Annotated in this window: 16 protein-coding genes; 4 read left to right on the top strand and 12 right to left on the bottom strand. The window is 67.2% G+C overall.

Features of this window, described 5'->3' with window-relative positions; genetic code table 11:
* Window positions 1–195: 195 nt before the first annotated feature.
* Window positions 196–972, top strand: coding sequence for a helical backbone metal receptor (locus tag BLS11_RS10920; RefSeq protein WP_092537381.1), 777 nt, complete (start codon window positions 196–198; stop codon window positions 970–972).
* Between the two features lie 48 nt (window positions 973–1020).
* Complete coding sequence (gene yjjX, locus BLS11_RS10915) at window positions 1021–1530, top strand: inosine/xanthosine triphosphatase (RefSeq protein WP_092537379.1); 510 nt, start codon at window positions 1021–1023, stop codon at window positions 1528–1530.
* A gap of 138 nt (window positions 1531–1668) precedes the next feature.
* On the opposite strand, the gene BLS11_RS10910 is transcribed toward yjjX, so the two are convergent.
* Window positions 1669–3519, bottom strand: coding sequence for a flippase-like domain-containing protein (locus BLS11_RS10910; RefSeq protein ID WP_092537377.1), 1851 nt, complete (start codon window positions 3517–3519; stop codon window positions 1669–1671).
* A gap of 229 nt (window positions 3520–3748) precedes the next feature.
* On the opposite strand from BLS11_RS10910, the gene BLS11_RS10905 reads away from it, so the two are divergent.
* Window positions 3749–3991, top strand: a complete 243-nt coding sequence (locus BLS11_RS10905) for a DUF7123 family protein (protein ID WP_092537375.1) — start codon at window positions 3749–3751, stop codon at window positions 3989–3991.
* A gap of 123 nt (window positions 3992–4114) precedes the next feature.
* On the opposite strand, the gene BLS11_RS10900 is transcribed toward BLS11_RS10905, so the two are convergent.
* The 8 genes from BLS11_RS10900 to BLS11_RS10865 all read right to left on the bottom strand — a co-directional run bounded on the left by BLS11_RS10900 (window position 4115) and on the right by BLS11_RS10865 (window position 12582).
* Window positions 4115–4738: a winged helix-turn-helix transcriptional regulator gene (locus BLS11_RS10900; RefSeq protein WP_092537373.1), complete on the bottom strand. Its 624-nt coding sequence runs from the start codon at window positions 4736–4738 to the stop codon at window positions 4115–4117.
* 94 nt (window positions 4739–4832) lie between these two features.
* Window positions 4833–6059: an SPFH domain-containing protein gene (locus tag BLS11_RS10895; RefSeq protein ID WP_394327397.1), complete on the bottom strand. Its 1227-nt coding sequence runs from the start codon at window positions 6057–6059 to the stop codon at window positions 4833–4835.
* Between the two features lie 120 nt (window positions 6060–6179).
* Window positions 6180–6764: an NfeD family protein gene (locus tag BLS11_RS10890; RefSeq protein ID WP_092537369.1), complete on the bottom strand. Its 585-nt coding sequence runs from the start codon at window positions 6762–6764 to the stop codon at window positions 6180–6182.
* Between the two features lie 95 nt (window positions 6765–6859).
* Window positions 6860–7990, bottom strand: coding sequence for a restriction endonuclease (locus BLS11_RS10885; protein ID WP_092537367.1), 1131 nt, complete (start codon window positions 7988–7990; stop codon window positions 6860–6862).
* A gap of 97 nt (window positions 7991–8087) precedes the next feature.
* A complete protein-coding gene (locus BLS11_RS10880; protein WP_092537365.1) occupies window positions 8088–9866 on the bottom strand; it encodes a DUF7282 domain-containing protein in 1779 nt (592 codons plus the stop codon).
* A gap of 143 nt (window positions 9867–10009) precedes the next feature.
* A complete protein-coding gene (locus BLS11_RS10875) occupies window positions 10010–10288 on the bottom strand; it encodes a DUF7312 domain-containing protein (RefSeq protein WP_092537363.1) in 279 nt (92 codons plus the stop codon).
* Between the two features lie 76 nt (window positions 10289–10364).
* Window positions 10365–12125: a pyruvate kinase gene (pyk, locus tag BLS11_RS10870; protein ID WP_092537361.1), complete on the bottom strand. Its 1761-nt coding sequence runs from the start codon at window positions 12123–12125 to the stop codon at window positions 10365–10367.
* Window positions 12126–12246: 121 nt separating this feature from the next.
* Complete coding sequence (locus BLS11_RS10865) at window positions 12247–12582, bottom strand: hypothetical protein (RefSeq protein ID WP_092537359.1); 336 nt, start codon at window positions 12580–12582, stop codon at window positions 12247–12249.
* A gap of 128 nt (window positions 12583–12710) precedes the next feature.
* On the opposite strand from BLS11_RS10865, the gene BLS11_RS10860 reads away from it, so the two are divergent.
* Window positions 12711–12941, top strand: coding sequence for a hypothetical protein (locus BLS11_RS10860; protein ID WP_139172795.1), 231 nt, complete (start codon window positions 12711–12713; stop codon window positions 12939–12941).
* 33 nt (window positions 12942–12974) lie between these two features.
* Here BLS11_RS10860 and metG read toward each other — a convergent pair whose 3' ends face one another.
* From metG to BLS11_RS10845, 3 genes are all read right to left on the bottom strand, one after another.
* On the bottom strand, window positions 12975–15044 hold the full coding sequence (gene metG / locus BLS11_RS10855) for a methionine--tRNA ligase (RefSeq protein WP_092537355.1): 2070 nt from the start codon (window positions 15042–15044) through the stop codon (window positions 12975–12977).
* Window positions 15045–15301: 257 nt separating this feature from the next.
* Complete coding sequence (locus BLS11_RS10850; RefSeq protein WP_092537353.1) at window positions 15302–15586, bottom strand: hypothetical protein; 285 nt, start codon at window positions 15584–15586, stop codon at window positions 15302–15304.
* A 175-nt stretch (window positions 15587–15761) separates the two neighbouring features.
* Window positions 15762–16022: a hypothetical protein gene (locus BLS11_RS10845; RefSeq protein WP_092537351.1), complete on the bottom strand. Its 261-nt coding sequence runs from the start codon at window positions 16020–16022 to the stop codon at window positions 15762–15764.
* Window positions 16023–16183: the final 161 nt, after the last annotated feature.

Raw genomic sequence — 16183 nt, 5'->3', positions numbered from 1 at the left:
GTGCGGAAACACGGCCGAGAAAGCCCGAGGCGGTCCGTATTCCAAAGAGCGAGCAAGACCACATAAGCCGTTCGGAATCCCCTTCAGATTCGCCCGGTATCGCCCGATACCCGGCGTTTGTGAACGTGTATCGTTCACGTTTATATACTATTGGCTTCGCGTAACTCCTTTGCGCTCACACGTTCGAGAGGGGGTATGGAGGGCGACCCGGAGAGAGCACGCGAGGCCGAGGGGGGACCGCGCGTCGTATCGCTCGCGCCGAGTTCGACGGCGACGCTCGCGGCGATGGGCGCCGAGGACGCAGTCGTCGGCGTCACGGCGCACTGCGAGTTGGACAGGCCGGTCGTCGGCGGGTGGTTGAACCCGGACTACGACCGCATCGCCGAACTGGACCCCGACCTCGTCTGCACGAGCGACGGCCTGCAGGCGGACGTCCGCGACGAACTCCTCGACCGCGGGTTCGAGGTCTGCCACGTCGAACCCGACGGGTTGGCGGCCGTCGTCGACTCCTTCGAGACGCTGGGTCGCGCCGTCGGGCGACCGGAGGCGGGGGCCGAACTCGCCGCGGAGGCGCGGGACCGACTCGCCGCCGTCCGCGACACCGTCGCCGCCGAACTCGGGGGCCGTCCGCGCCCGGTGGTCTACTGCGAGGAGTGGTCCGACCCGCCGATGGCCGCGGGCAACTGGGTCCCCGAGGCGGTGGAGGCGGCGGGCGGGCGGTACCCGTTCGTCTCGCCCGGCGAACGCTCCCGAGAGGTGTCTCGCTCCGCGGTCGAAGTCGAGGGCCCGGACCACGTCGTGTTGCACGTCTGCGGCCACGGCGACAGGGTGGACCCCGAGTCGTTCCGCGCCCGCGGGTGGGACGTCGACGCCGACGTTCACGTCGTCGACGACGACCTGTTGAACCAACCGAGTCCCCGCCTCGTCGAGGGCGTCGAGACGCTCTCGACGCTCCTTCACGACGACGAGTGAGTCGCCGAAAGCGACACGCACATCCCCGCCGACGCGGAACCGACGGGTATGCGAGTCGCAGTCGGGAGCGGAAACCCGGTGAAACGTGACGCGACGGAACGCGCCTTCGAGGCGGCGACTGTTGAGTCCGAATCCGTACCCTCGGGCGTCTCGGAGCAACCGACGGGGCACGCGGAGACGCGAACCGGCGCGGGGAACCGCGCCGTCGCCGCCCTCGACGCGGGCGCGTACGACTTCGGCGTCGGCATCGAGGGCGGGGTGGCCTCCTTCGAGGGGTCCGAGGACCTCTTTTTGGTGATGTGGGCGGCCGTCACCGACGGCGAGACGACGGGGTACGGCGCGGGGCCGAGCCTCCGCCTCCCCGACCGAATCGCAGACAGGGTGCGAGACGGCGAGGAACTCGGCCCGGTGATGGACGACGTTCTCGGGACCGAAGACGTGGCGAAAAAGCAGGGCGCGGCCGGCGCGTTCACCGGCGGTCGGATGTCCCGGACGGACGCCCTCCAGTCGGCCGTGACGGCGGCCCTCGGGCCGTTCGTGAGCGAGTTGTATCGGTAGTTAGCTGTAAGAGCGTCCGCGTGCCGGAGGCGCGCGGTTCACCGACGAAGCCGTCTTCGACGGCTGAGTCGGCCTTTTTGGTCCAGATTTTTGCGGTGAGGGTGTGCGGAGCGCACCCGAACCGGAAAAAGGTGGGTTTTAGTCGTCGTCGAGTTTCGCCGCGGCCTCCGGGGAGTCTTTCACGTCGCGCGTCTCCTCCACTGCGGTCGTCAGCGAGACGTTCAGACCGATCATCGAGGCGTACCCGCCGATGATGGTGACGACGTTCTTCACGGCGTGGTCGAGAACCGCCGCGCCGATGGCGATGGGGTAGCCCACCGGGGTGAGGCCGATGACGAGGAGGGTGAACGCGCCCTCGTAGAGGCCGACGCCGCCCGGCGAGAGGGGAAGCACTTTCGCGAGGTTGCCGACGCTGACGGCGAAGAAGCCGACCGCGAGGAGTTCGACGAGGCCGAGTCCCGGGTCGAACGCCGCCAGGATGATGACCGCCGTGATGACGTCGAGCGTCCAGATGACGACGCTCGACGCGCCGACGCGGGCGAACCCGCGGCGCGTCCCCGCGACGGTCTGGAGGTCGCCCGCGAACCGTTCGACGACGCCCGCGACGTACTCCGCGTAGGAGTCGGAACTCGCCCGGCGGACGAGGGTCCCCGCGAAGTTGTTGTCCGACCGCGCGGTGAGGGCGATGACGGCGACGGCGGCGACGGCGGCCAGACCGACGAGCGTCGCGACGACGACGGCGACGCGCCCCGCGCCCTCCGCGCCGACGAGCGTCTCAGCCAGTTCGGCGGTCTGTCCGGTCGCGGTGTAGCCGACGAGGACGACTCCCGCCATCCCCGCGATGGTGAGGAGGTCGAAGACGCGTTCGGCCGCGAGGGAGGCGAACCCCGTCGGGTAGGGGATGCCCCGCCGCGCTTTCACCACGTACGCGCGGATGAGGTCGCCCGCCCGCGCGGGGAACACGAGGTTCCCGGTCTGACTGATGAACACCGCGCCGGTGAGGAACCCCGCCTTCTCCCGGTAGCCCAACTCTTCGAGGATGTCGCGGTAGCGGACGCCGCGGACCGGCCACGAGAGGAGGTAGACGACGGTGGCGACGGCGACGAACGCCACGTCGGCCTGCCTGACCTCCGAGAGGACGGCCCCGAAGTCGATGTACTGCGTCATGAGGAGCATCGCGGCGACGGTCAACACCGCACCGGCGACCAACGCGACTCTGCGGGTGATGCGCGGGCGAACGGACAGTTGCCACCACGCGCGGAGTATCTGGCTCCCCATGCCGAACACGTCGCGGACGAGGTCGACTTTCGTGTCGCCCTTCGGCGTCCAATCGACGGCGAACTCCTCGACTTCGAACCCCTCGCGTTGGGCGCGGACGAGCATCTCCGTGTCCCAGAACCAGTGTGCGTCCTCCACGTCGTCGCGAAGCGTCTCGAACACCTCCCGCGAGAACGCCTTGAAGCCGCACTGGTGGTCTCGGAGGTCGGAGCGGAGGAAGAGGCGCACGAGGCCGTTGTACGCGCGACTCGGCACGCCGCGCTTGGCGGGCCGGTCGGCGACGTTCTCCGGCATCCACCGCGACCCGGTGGCGACGTCGCAGTCGCCCGAGCGCACGCGTTCGACCAGTTCTTCGAGGTGGCGCATGTCCGTCGCGAGGTCGGTGTCGAAGTAGACGAGAACGTCGCCGTCGGCCGCCTCGAAGGCGTGTTCGAGTGCGCCGCCGCGGCCCAACCGTTCGTCGCTGTGGAAGTGGCGGACGCGTCGGTCGGCGGCGGCCATCTCCTCGGCCAGTTCGGGCGTTCGGTCCGAACAGCCGTCTTCGGCGACGATGACCTCGAAGGCGTCGTCGGGGAGGAACGAAGAGAGCGCCGAGAGTGTCGTCTCGACGGTCCGTTCGATCGTGCTCTCTTCGTTGTAGGCGGGCAGGACGACGCTCACTTCGACGGCGCGTGAAGCGTCGACCGCGTCGCCTGCGGTCGGACGACCCATTGTATACCCCGTGGACGGCCCGCAGGTATGAATTTTCTGTCTTCGTATTTGGCCGTCAAACGCACCCTGAGCGCCTGACAGTCTCGATTATGGTACTGTTAGACGACTGTACCTGCAACGGACCGTCGCCCCACCGGGCGGGGGGGTCGGGGGCGGAAAATCGCTCGACGGCGGCGTGTTAAGCACTCGTACCAAACCCCTCATACCCCATTGTCGCCTTTCCCGTAGTATGAGCACCACCGCCTCTGCCGCGACGACCGACCTCAGCGAGAAACAGCGTCGTATCCTTCGGTACCTCGAATCGAACGCGCCCGAACAGATGTACTTCAAGTCCCGCCTCATCGCGGAGGACCTCGGCCTCTCCGCGAAGGAAGTCGGCGCGAACATGCGAGCGCTCCTGTCGGACGAGTTCGACATCACCGTCGAGAAGTGGGGGTACTCCTCCGGCACGACGTGGAAAGTGACCGTCTAAGCCCACGTTAACTGACCGTACCACCGCGACAGGACGACGAGACGAAACGGCTCCCGACCGTTCGGGGCGCCGTCGCTCTCACGCGTGCTCGTTTTTCGAGAAAGTACCGCCCGAGAGCGACGCCTACGGGTCGAAGCGGATGAACCGCGAGGCGTCGTCGGCGAAGGCGGCGGCGTCGGAACCGAACGAGTCCGCGTAGCGGATCAACAGCGTGATGACCGTCTCCGGGCGGCGCACGGCGTACCCGTCCTCGCGGGAGAGCAGTCCCGCCTCGTCGAGTTCGCGCGCGTAGGTGCTCACCGTCGCGCGCGAGACGTCGAGTCGGTCCGCGAGGTCGGACCCGGTGGCGTCCGGGTCCCGGAGCAGTTCGACGAGCATCCCGCGCGGCGTCGAACGGCGCAGGTAGCCCAACGACACCTGCTCGAACTCCTCGAACCGGCCCGTCGGGAAGAACCGCTTGTAGTCCCCGTCGCGGCGCGACTCGACGACGCCCTCTTCGAGGAGGTGTCGCAGGTGGTACTGCGTCTCTCCCGTCCCTAGCTTCAGGTCGTCGCGTACCTTCGAGAAGTGCGCTCCCGGCGTCGCGGCCACGTACCCCACGATCGCGTCGCGCGCGTCGCTTCCGGACTCCCCCGATTCGCTCTCGCTCTCGTCGTCGCCGAACCCCACGAGCGGCGTTGCGGCCCCGAGTGCGGCGAACCGCCGCAGCGTGGCCCGTTTTTCTTCGTCTACCCCGTTTTCTTCCATCAGTACTACCTCAAATACGGGAGGTCGAGTGCAAAAGCGCTTCGCTCCATCTTGTAGTGAGGCGTTAATACGTATGAATCCGTGACTTTCAGGCCTATTCGAGCTCTCGTTCGACCTCCGCGTCCTCGTCGGGCGCGGTCCCGCCCGCCGACGTTCCGGCGGCCGCGTCACCCGAACCGTCGTCTACGACCTCCTCGGAGTCGCGGATGTCCGCTTTGTCCTCCGCGTCGGCCTCCGTGATTATCTCGTCTGCGCTCTTGATGTCGGGGTCTGCGCCCTCCTTGATGGCCTGCGCCTCCTGTTCGAGTTCCTCGACGTCCATCTCGGCGGCTTCGTCTATCTGGCCGAGAATCTCCTCGATGTCGTCTAAGCCGATGAGCTCCCGCGTCTCGGCGTCGAAGTCGAGGCTGTCGAGGCCGGCCTGTTCCTGCACGTCGCTGTTGGAGAGTTGGCGGCCGTAGCGGCCGAGGAGCGAGGTGAGCTCCTGCGGGAGGACGAACGTCGTGGACTCGCCCTGCCCGATGGTTTCGAGCGTCTCCATGCCCTTCTCGATGATGGCGCGTTCGCCCATCGACTCGGCGGACTTCGCGCGGAGGACCGTCGAGATGGCGTCACCCTGCGCTTCGAGGATCTGGCTCTGCTTTTCACCCTGCGCGCGGATGATGTTCGACTGCTTCTCACCCTCGGCCGTCTCGACGGCGGAGCGACGCTCACCCTGCGCTTCGAGAATCATCGCGCGGCGGCGGCGTTCCGCGGAGGTCTGTTGCTCCATCGCCTGCTGGACGTCTTGGGAGGGGTTGACCTCGCGGACCTCGACGCTCTCGACGCGGACGCCCCACTCGTCGGTGGGTTCGTCGAGTTCCTTCCGGATGCGCGCGTTGATCTCCTGGCGCTTGTTCAGCGTGTCGTCGAGTTCCATGTCACCCAGCACGGCGCGGAGCGTCGTCTGCGCGAGGTTCGACACGGCCTTCTTGTAGTCGTCGACTTCGAGGAACGCCTTCTTCGCGTCCATCACCTTGATGTAGACGACGGCGTCGGCGGTGACCGGTGAGTTGTCGCGCGTGATGGCCTCCTGCCGGGGCACGTCGAGCGTCTGCGTCCGCATGTCGAAGGCGTACGTCCGCGAGACGAACGGCGGGATGAAGTTGATCCCCGGTTCGAGCAGTTTTCGGTACTCGCCGAACACGGTCAGCGCCTTCTTCTCGTAGGCGTCGACGATCTCCACCATCTGGTAGACGGTGACGACCGCGAGAAGGAGGACTAACAGTCCGACGGCGAACGATCCGAAACCGAGACCGAGTTGGAGTGTTACGGGGTCCAATACCATACCGAGGGGTTAGTGAGTTGTGCGGATAAGTGTTAGCCCGAGACAATAACGAACGACCCTCGGACGGGACCGGCTCCGCCGGTCGTCGCGTGGTTCGGGTGCGGTCGGCCGCCGTCAGGTGCGTTCGGTTTCCGACTCGACGCCCGCGTCGCGTTCGGTGCGGGCGCGCCCCCGCGCGAGTTCGCGGTCTATCTCGTCTTGCGGCGCTTCGAGCGATTCGACCGTGACGACGTTGCCCCCGCCGGGGTCTACGATGATGACCTCAGTGCCCTCGTCCATCTCTCCGCTCACCGAGCGCGCGGCGTAGTACGGGTTGAACCCGCCGCCTTCGAGCAGTTTTATCTCGCCGCCGGTCGGCGTCACGCGTTCGGTCACGCGGCCAGTCTTCCCGCGGAGCGACGTCGAGTCCGACGTCTGGCCGGTTCCCTTCCCGCCGTAGATGTCCAGTTCGCGGTAGCCGTACAGCGACAACGCTCCGAAGACGAGGACGAGGACGCCGAGGACGACGGGGCCCGCGAGGGGTCCGAGGACGAGTCCGACGAGGCCGGCCGCCAGGAGGGCGATGCCGAGGACGATGAAGTGCGCGCCCGGCGCGAACGCCTCGGCGAGGGTGAGACCCAATCCGGCCGTGACGAGGAGAAGCGGCAACGCCTCCGGCCCGATGGAGAACTGCAACAGCGAGAGCGACGACCAGAGCATAGCGGACCTATGGAACGCTCCCGATTAAGGATTGTCACGCCCGCGCCGAATCGTCCGCCGCGGCCCGCCGGAGGGAGAGAACGGTCCTCGGGCCGTCACAGTTCGGTCGCTTCGGCGGAGACGGAGGTGTCTCTCGTGAACCGCACGCCCGGGACGTCCTCGCCCGACCGGACGAGGAGGGTTCCGCTCTCGGCGTCGGCGGGGACGGCGAACACCGTCCACACCTCCCGCGTCTCGCCCGGCGCGAACAGGCCCCCCGCAGGGAAGCCGGTGGTGTTCCGGAGCGGTTGGTGGCCGTACCGGTCGCCCGCCACCTCGAGCGCCAACTGCTTTTGGGACAGTTGTTCGGGCGAGTCGGAGAGGCTCGTCACGTTCATCCGGACGACGACGAACGTCTGGTTCTCCGGCGCGTCGTACGCCGTCCCGTTCACGGTGATGCTGTCCGTCGTCTTCGCGTTCCAGCGGATATCGAGGGCCGCGTTCGCACCGGCAGTCGAGACGGCCGAAACCGCCGTGTCCGAACCGCTACCGCCGCCGCCTATCCCGGGGACGGTGAGCGCTCCCATGGCCGACCCGGCGACGACCAGAAGCACCGCCGCGACGACGACGGGGAGGAGCGTCCGCGGCGACACCGGAAGCGCGTCCAGTCGCCCGCCGCCGTCCCCCTCGTCGTCCGGGGGCGGCCCGTCGGCGTCCGAGTCGTCGGATCCGTCGCTGTAGCCGCCCAGTTTGCTCCGAACCCGCGCCTGCATCTTCGCCGGGTCGAACGGCAACTCGACGGGAAGCGTCTCGGGCACGGGCAGTCCGAGCGCCCTGAGTTTCGCCAGAATCGGGTCCAACGGGCCGCCACCGGTGTACTCCCGGAGGACGTCGTGGAAGCCGCCCTCCTCGACGGTGCCTTCGAGGGTGGACCGATCGAGGAGGTGGATGCCCTTCGCGTCGGCTATCTTTCGCGCCTCGTCGGCGTACGCGCCTTGCGTGGCGACGACGGCCACGTCGACGCCCTTCTTCCCGCAGAGCGTCACGAACCGGCGGAGGTGCTGGCCGGAGACGTGCGATTCGGTCGTCGGGAAGACGAAGAGGACGCCCCGCCTGCCGTCGCCGCGTTCGCCGATGATGAAGTACGTCCCGTTCGCTCGCTCCTGCACCGTCGTGTCCCACCCGCGTTCGCCCCAGAGGTCGCCGAGGAACGACACGAAGTCCTCCGGTTCCAGTTCGGGAATCACCGCCCGTCACCTCCGCGTCGCGGCGGGGCGTGCGATGTCGTCTCGGCGGGGTCGGTTCGACGCGTCGGGGTGGTAGGTACTGGCTGAAACACGGTCATCAGGTCTCCCTCCGTCGGGCGAGGAGGAGTGCCGCCGCGAGGAGTGCGGTCAGAGTGACGGGTATCGGAAGCGGGATGCTCGACTTCGACGCCTCCGAGGGGTCCAACGGCGTCTGCGTCAGAATCGGGTACTGCGTCGTCGTCGGTTCCGGCGTCGGCGTCGCAGTCGGTTCCGGCGTCGGCGTCGCGGTTTCGGTCGGTGCCGCGGGGAACTCGACGTACGCGGTGTCGTTCACGACGGAGTCGTTTCGGCGGTACGCGGTGTCGTTTTCGGCGTCGTACGCGCCGTCGCCGTTCCGGTCGGCGACGAGTTCGGCGCGTATCGTCTGAGAGTCGTACAGAGGCATCGAAAGCGACGCCGAGACGTTCTCGTGGCGGCCCGGTTCGAGGTAGTTCGACCGCCCGACGGCGGCGCCGTCCTCGTCGACGAGTTTGACGAACCCGCCGTCGGGCACTTCGACGCGCGCGACGGTCAGTTCGGGGTCGTCGCCGGGGCTTTGGTCGTGTATGGTGACGCTCGGGTCGGGGGCGACTATCGCCACCTCCTGCATCGTCTGCAGGTAGTGGTCGCGCACCCACATCGTCGCGTTCGCGCCCCGGGAGACGTCGCCGAGGTTGAACGCCGCCCCGAACCGTCCGTTTTCGTCGACCGTCGCCGGCTGAATCTGGAGGAAGGCGTTCGGGTCGGGCGACCGCATCCGCACTTCGAGCGTCGTGCCCGGCGCGAGGTTCGTTCGCCCGGAGACGGCGTACGACCCGTTCTCCCACGGGAGGTGGACGTGGTCCGTCTCGGGGGCGAGACTCATCGTCGGGCGGACCAACTGGACGGGCGTCGTCGCCACCACCGTCTCCTCCTCTACCAGCGTGTTCCGCTTCGTCAGCGTGAGTCGGGCCTCGTATCGGTTGCGCTCGGACTGCCGCGAGAGCGAGACGTTCGAGGTGTCCCACAGGACGTACACCTGGTCGCTCTCGAACGCCGGGTAGACGGTCACGTTCGCCTCCTTCGCTCCGCCGCCCGTTCCGTGCGCGAGGTACGACGTGGGGTCGCGGTTCGGACCGGGGGCCGTCTGCGTGAAGTTCAGCTTCACGCCGTTGGCCGCCTCACCGCCGCTCAGGTCGCTGGCGTTGAGCGCCGTCTCCAATCCGCTCTCTTCGATTTTCACCACTACGTAGTCGCCCTTCGCGACTGTTTCTCTCGCCGAGGCGATGTCGGTGAGGGGACCGACGTTCGCGTTCCCCTCCTCGCTCGTGTCGACGGACGTGGTGTCGAACTCGCCGGGGGCGACGAGCGTCTGTGCGCTCATCCCCGTGCGCGGTTCGACTGTCAGCGTCGCGATGTCGCGTTCGACGCCGTCCACGTTGACGCGCATGAGGTAGTTGCCGGGTTCGAGCGGTTCGTCGAGACCGTTCGCCGGCTCTACCAACGTGGCGTCGCCGCCCGTGACGTACGTGTCGGGGTCACCGCTCGTCGTCGCGTACGTGTCGATGGTAATCTCGTCGGTGCCGGAGCCACCGAGTCGGACGCGGAGGTGATAGCCGTAGTCGGGACCGCCGATGGTCACGTTCGCGGGGGCCGAGTGACTGACGCTGAACGTCACTCTGTCGCCGCGAGTGACCGTCACGTTGCCGTCCGGGAACGAACCGGAGGCGTCGGCGGCGGCGTAGACGGTGGCGTCGTTCGAACCGGAGGCTGTCGTGAGGGCGTCTGCTGGGACGGGAACCGCGGCGACGACGAGTATCGCCGCCACCACCGTCGCGAGTATATGTGTGCGTCTCATCGGAATACGCGGCGCGGGACGTTACGCACCTCTACCCGGCATCACCCATAAAAGACTACGGTCGGGTACTCAGAATTGATAATTCGGCGGGGCGAACTCCCTCGTTTCGGCGGTTTCGGACTCCGTGCCGGCAGTTCTCCGGCTCAGAGCGGCGAGACGGCGGTCAGGACGAGGGCGACGGTGCCGAGTGCGCCGAGGACGACGAAGAGGACGTTCTCGGGCGACGGTCGCCCGGGTTCGAGCGGTTCGAGTTCGGGCGGTTCCCCCTCGTCTTCGGCGGTCCAGAACAGACCGGCGGTGCCCTCGGTGGGCGTCGAACCCTCCTCGCTCGTCCGCGCCTCCTCGTCCTCGGAGTCGGACTGCGCCCGAGTCGAGGGCTCTCGTCCCTCGCGGGCGGATTCTGCGTCGTCGGGTCGGTCCATCGTCGGACCGTAGGAGGTGGGTCGGGAAATGCCTACCGACCCCGGGAGGGCACTCGGTCGGCGGCGTCCGCGTCCGTCAGCGCTGTCCCTTCGCGCCGTGTTCGATGACGTTCCCCTCGTAGACGACGCCGCGTTCGGCGTGAAGCGTCACCTCGGTGCCCGCGGCGACGCTCTCGGGGATGGGCGCGCCCGATATCATCGGGATGTCGATTTCGCGGGCGACGAGTGCGGGGTAGCCCGTCATTCCCGGCCGCGCGTCGATGATTCCGGCGAGTTTCGTCGTATCGCCCTCGAACTCGTCGTCGAAGTCGGCGGGGAGTGCGAGAATCGCGCCCCTCGGCACGTCCGTCAGGTCGCCGTCCGGGGCGTACGCGAGGTGGCCGGCGACGCGCCCGCCGACCACCTTCCGCCCGGTGGCGACCGCTTCCGCGGCGACGTGGACCTTCAGCATGTTCGTCGTGTTCGTCCCCTCCAGTTCGGTCATCATCCCCGAGAGGACGACGATTGTGTCGCCCGAGGAGGCGACCTCCGTGTCGAGGGCGGCGTCCACGGCGTCGTCCATCATCTCTTCGATGCCGTCGCGGTAGGCCGAGTACGTCGGGATGATGCCCCACGAGAGCGCGAGTTGACGGCGCACGCGGTCGTTCGGCGTCGTGGCGACGACGGGGACGGCGGGCCGGAACTTCGCCGTCTTCCGCGCGGTGTACCCGGACTCGGAGGCGGCGACGATGGCGCTGGCGTCGACGTCGCGGGCGAGGTAGCGCGCCGCCCGGGCGAGCGCTTCCGTCCGCGAACTGTCCTCGGCGGTCGGGATGTGCCCCTCCGTCGTCTCGTCGTACTCGGGACTCGCCTCGACCTGCCGCACGATGCTGTCCATCGTCTCGACGACGCGGACGGGGTCGTCGCCGATGGCCGTCTCCCCCGAGAGCATCACCGCGTCCGTCCCGTCGAGGACGGCGTTGGCCACGTCCGAGGCCTCCGCGCGGGTGGGTCGCCGCGCGTGGACCATCGAGTCGAGCATCTCCGTCGCCGTGATGACGGGCGTCCCCGTCGCGTGGCACTTGCGGATGATGCGCTTCTGGATGATGGGCACGTCCTCCAACGGCATCTCGACGCCGAGGTCGCCGCGGGCGACCATCACGCCGTACGACGCCTCGATTATCTCGTCTAAGTTCTCGACGGCCCCCGCGCGCTCTATCTTGGCGACGACGGGGATGTCCGCGCCGAGGTTCTCCAGTTCGTCGCTGATGGTGTAGACGTCGTTTGCGGTGCGGACGAACGACGCGGCGACGAAGTCGGCCTCCTTCTCGGCGGCGACTTCCAGTTCGCGGCGGTCGCCCTCGGTGATGAGGTCGATGTCGAGGCTCACGCCGGGGACGTTCACGCCCTTGCGCCCGCTGAGTTCGCCGCCGGAGTCGATGCGGGCGACGACGGCGTCGCCGTCGACCCGTTCGACCGTCGCCTCGATGCGGCCGTCGTCGAGCAGAATCGTGTCGCCCGCCTCCGCGGCGGCGATGGAGTACGACAGACCGACCTCCTCGGGCGTCGCGTCGTCGCCCTCGACGAACCGCACCTCGGACCCGGTTTCGAGTTGGATGGACTCGTCGAGGGGGGCGGTCCGAACCTCCGGCCCCTGTAAGTCCACCATCGCCGCCAACGGCGCGTCGGTCGAGTCGTCCACGTCGCGGATGCGGTCGATGACCTCCGCTCGGTGTTCGGGCGTTCCGTGACTGGCGTTCAAGCGTCCGACGCTCATCCCGGCGTCGGCGAGTGACCGAATCGTCTCTCGGTCGTCGGACGCTGGTCCCAGCGTACAGACGATCTTCGCGTTTCTCATGCGTCGAGTTACTCCCGATTGGATAAAAAAGCCCGACGATGACGCTCGTCCGTGCCGAAAAACAACGCACGTTCTGACCGACTCGCCCGCACTCGGACGAACGAGAGGTCGGCGTCGCGGCCTACTCCCCCTCCGGGATACTGTCGGGCACCCAGTCGGGACGCTCGTCCCTGAACCGGACCTTCCACTGGCCGTACCGGTCGCCCTCCGCGAGTGACGCGCAGATCTCTTCGAGAACCGTGCGCTCTACCACGTACGCGCCGTCGGTGTGCCCGGTGAAGCGCACGTCGTAGGTATCGTCGCCTTGGTCGTGTACGGTGACGTGTTCGATTCCCTCTCGTACGCCTCGGCTACTGTCCGCGACGAAGTAGAAGTGAGCGACCGCCAATCGCTCTGAGAGACGAACGGGCGGCCCCCGTTCAACTTTGACGTCCTCGCTCGTGAGACCGAAGAACATGGCCGGTCTCTCGCCTAGGGTGAGAAAACCGTTTCGTGTCCGTCCGATTCGTGTGAACTACCTGAACTGAACGGCCGACTGACGGGTGTGCCACCAGCCTTTCGGTTCTCTCGCCCCTCGGGTCGGGTATGCAGCAAGTGACCGAACGACTCGTCGGAAAGACCGTGATCGGCCCGAACGACGAACCCATCGGCCGAATCACCGGCGTCGAGGAGAACGAGGCGATAATGAAGACGGACGCCCCCTCGGTCGCCGACCGGGAGGAAGCGGTCTCCGAGGGGTCCGGCGAACTCGCGTTGACGGCCGAACAGATAGTCGCGGTCACCGACGACGAAGTGCAGGTGTCGATGGAGGAGTAGACGCGGCGCGCGGCGCGCCGCGGGGAAGACTCGTTATCTGACCTTCGTTCCGGGGACGGCGTCGCCGTGGGTCGTCAATAGGTCGGCCTGTTCGCCCGCGGCCAGCACCATCCCGTTGGACTCGACGCCGAACAGTTCCGCCTTCTCTAAGTTCGCGACGACGACGACTTTCGTGCCGGGCAGTTCCTCCAAGTCGTGGAGTTGCTTGATGCCGGCGACTATCTGACGCTCCTCGACGCCGATGTCGACGGTCAGCTTGGCGAGTTTGTCCGCGTCCTCGATGCCCTCGGCGTCGAGAATCTCGCCGACGCGGAGGTCGAGTTCTTGGAACTCCTCGAAGTCGATTCGCTCGTCCAGTACGGGTTCGAATTCGTCGCTCACGGTGGATTCACTCTCGTCGTCTCCGTCGTCAGTTTCGGTTTCCTCGTCGCTCTCTTCGACGCGGGACTGGAGCTTCTCGTTGAGTTCCTCGACGCGTTCCTCGGGAATCTTCTCGAACAGTTCCGAGGGTTCGCCGAAGGACTCGGCGGGGGCGTCGAGTGCGGCGTCGGTCTCTACTTCGTGGACGTCGCCCTCCTCGTTCAGGTCCGCCCACAGGGCCTCCGCCTTGCCCGGCGCGACGGGTTCGAAGAGGACGGCGACGGCCTTCGCCACCTGCACGCAGTCGCGGATGACCTGCGCCTTCTGCGGGTCGTCGTCGTCGAGTTTCCACGGTTCGTTGCGCTGGATGTACTCGTTGCCGAACTGCGCGAGTCGGACGGCGGCGTTGCCCGCCTCGCGGACGGAGTAGTCGTTGACTCCGGCCTCGAACTCCTCTATCGCCCGTTCGATGCGGTCGCGCACCTCCTCGGAGAGGTCGGCGTCCGGCGCGCCCTCGAACTCGCGGTAGGCGAAGAGCAAAGACCGGTAGGCGAAGTTGCCGACGGTACCGACGAGTTCGTTGTTCACGCGTTCGCGGAAGCGGTCCCACGAGAAGTCGACGTCCTGTTGGAACCCGCCGTTCGTCGCGAGGTAGTAGCGCAGGAGGTCCGGGTGAAAGCCCTCGTCTACGTACTCGTCGGCCCAGACGGCGCGGTTCCGCGACGTGGAGAAGCCCTTGCCGTTGAGCGTGATGAAGCCCGACGCCATGACGGCGCGCGGTTCGACGAACCCGGCGGCGCGCAGCATCGCGGGCCAGAACACCGTGTGGTGCTGGATGATGTCGCGTCCGATGATGTGGGTCACCTCGCCGTCGTCGCGCCACGCCCGTTCCCAGTCGAACTCGTCGCTTCCGACGCGCTCTGAGTACTGCTTCGTCGAGGAGATGTACTCGATGGGGGCGTCGACCCAGACGTACAGGACCAAATCTTGGGGGTTATCCCCGGGGTAGTCGATACCCCAGTCCATGTCGCGGGTGATACACCAGTCCTGCAGTTCACCCTCTATCCACTCTCGAGGTTGGTTCTGCGCGTTCGGCGTCCCCTCCAGTCGGTCGATGAACTCTTGGAGGTACTCCTGCAGTTCCGACACCTCGAAGAACTTGTGGGTGCGCTCGCGGTACTCGGCGGGGTTGCCCGTCAGCGCCGAGGTGGGCTCCTCTATCTCGCCGGGTTCGAGGTGGCGGCCGCACCCCTCGTCGCACTCGTCGCCGCGGGCGTGTTCGCCGCAGTACGGGCAGGTGCCCTCGACGAACCGGTCGGGAAGCCACTGGTCGGCGTCGGGGTCGTAGGCGACCTGAATCTCCTTCTCGTAGACGTACCCCTCGTCTTCGAGCGTTTCGACGACGTCCGTCGTCAGTTCGGTGTTCGTCTCGTCGTGGGTGTGGCCGTAGTTGTCGAACTCGATGCCGAACTCGGGGAACGTCTCCTCGTACTTCTCGTGGTGGCGGAGGGCGAACTCCTCGGGCGTGACGCCCTCCTTCTCGGCGTTGACGGCGACGGGCGTGCCGTGCATGTCCGACCCGCTGACGAAGGCCGTCTCCTGTCCGAGTTTGCGGAGGGCGCGGCTGAAGATGTCGCCGCCGACGTACGTTCGTAAGTGACCGATGTGCAGGTCGCCGTTCGCGTAGGGCAACCCGCACGTCACCACCGCTGGCGTCTCCGTGGGGAAATCCTCGTGGCTCATGTATCGTGTGTGGTTCGGGGGCGGGACCAAAATCCCGCTGGTTTCGGAAGCGTCGCCCGGGTGCGAAACCGCGCGCCCGAGGTTCGCCGGGCCCGACCGCCGGCCGCGTTACCGACCGCCGACCGCGCCTCGGGTCCACCCGGCGCTAAAAGGAGGTTCGCACGCGCATACGGCGGTCCGGACGGACGAGCGTCACGACTCCCCGTACTCGCGCGCCGAAGAAAAGTGAACCGGGTCCGTCCGCGCGCCGCGCCGACTCAGGCGTTCGCCAACCGCGAGGAGGACGGAATCTCCTCGTCGTAGTCGCGGCATATCTGGGCCGCCCGTTCTTCGACGGCGTTCTTCGACGGGAGCGACTCCTCGCCGCGAACCTCGCCCGATATCCACCTGACGACGTCTTCGACGGCGCCGCCGCCGGCGATGCTCTCGACTTCCTTCAGCACCTGTCGGTACTCCGACTCCGTCCCCTCGTCGTAGTTCTGCGCGCCGACGTTGTTCCGAACCGCTTCGTCGACCTGCCGCATGCCGGTCTCTACGTCCATGTGCGGTGACACGACTCGAAACGGGATAAATCCGCTCGCCGTTCGGCGCTTCGTCCGAACCGGAATCGACGATCATCCTCGAAACGTTACATTCCCGATTCGGGTTCGCTTGCGAGGGAGACGCGTCCGTCACCGCCGGGGCGAAGGATGCGGAAAAAATCGTCGGGGCCGAGGCTCAGTCGTACTTGCAGTGTCCGACTCGCTGTCCTGGCTTTTCGGGGTTTTTCTCGTCTTTGTCGTGGGCGTCGCCGCCCGGGTCGCCCTCGTCCTTGTCGTGACCCACTGCCTGTCCGTTCTCGTTCCCCGGTTGTTCCTCGCGGTTGCCGAACTTGTTACAGTCGTGGGTCTTACACCCCGCGAGAGCGGTTCCGCTCGCTCCCGCGACGGCACCGGTTGCGATGGCGGTTCGGATGAACGCTCGTCTGCTTCGTTCCATGGTAGCGCATAGCATCGTCGGTCGGTTACCACATAGTTATTTCTGACGACGTTTTGAACGTATTCGGCGCGGACCGGTCGTGAGACGGCACTTACTGGGTGTATTGGAACTCCTCGTGAGAGGGACTGCCTCGATAGTCGTCGCGTCGCGCGCCTCGGTTC

This window comes from Halopelagius longus, assembly GCF_900100875.1.
Lineage (GTDB): Archaea > Halobacteriota > Halobacteria > Halobacteriales > Haloferacaceae > Halopelagius > Halopelagius longus.
The sequence above is the reverse complement of the archived record's forward strand: the minus strand, read 5'-3'. Positions and strand labels throughout refer to the sequence as shown.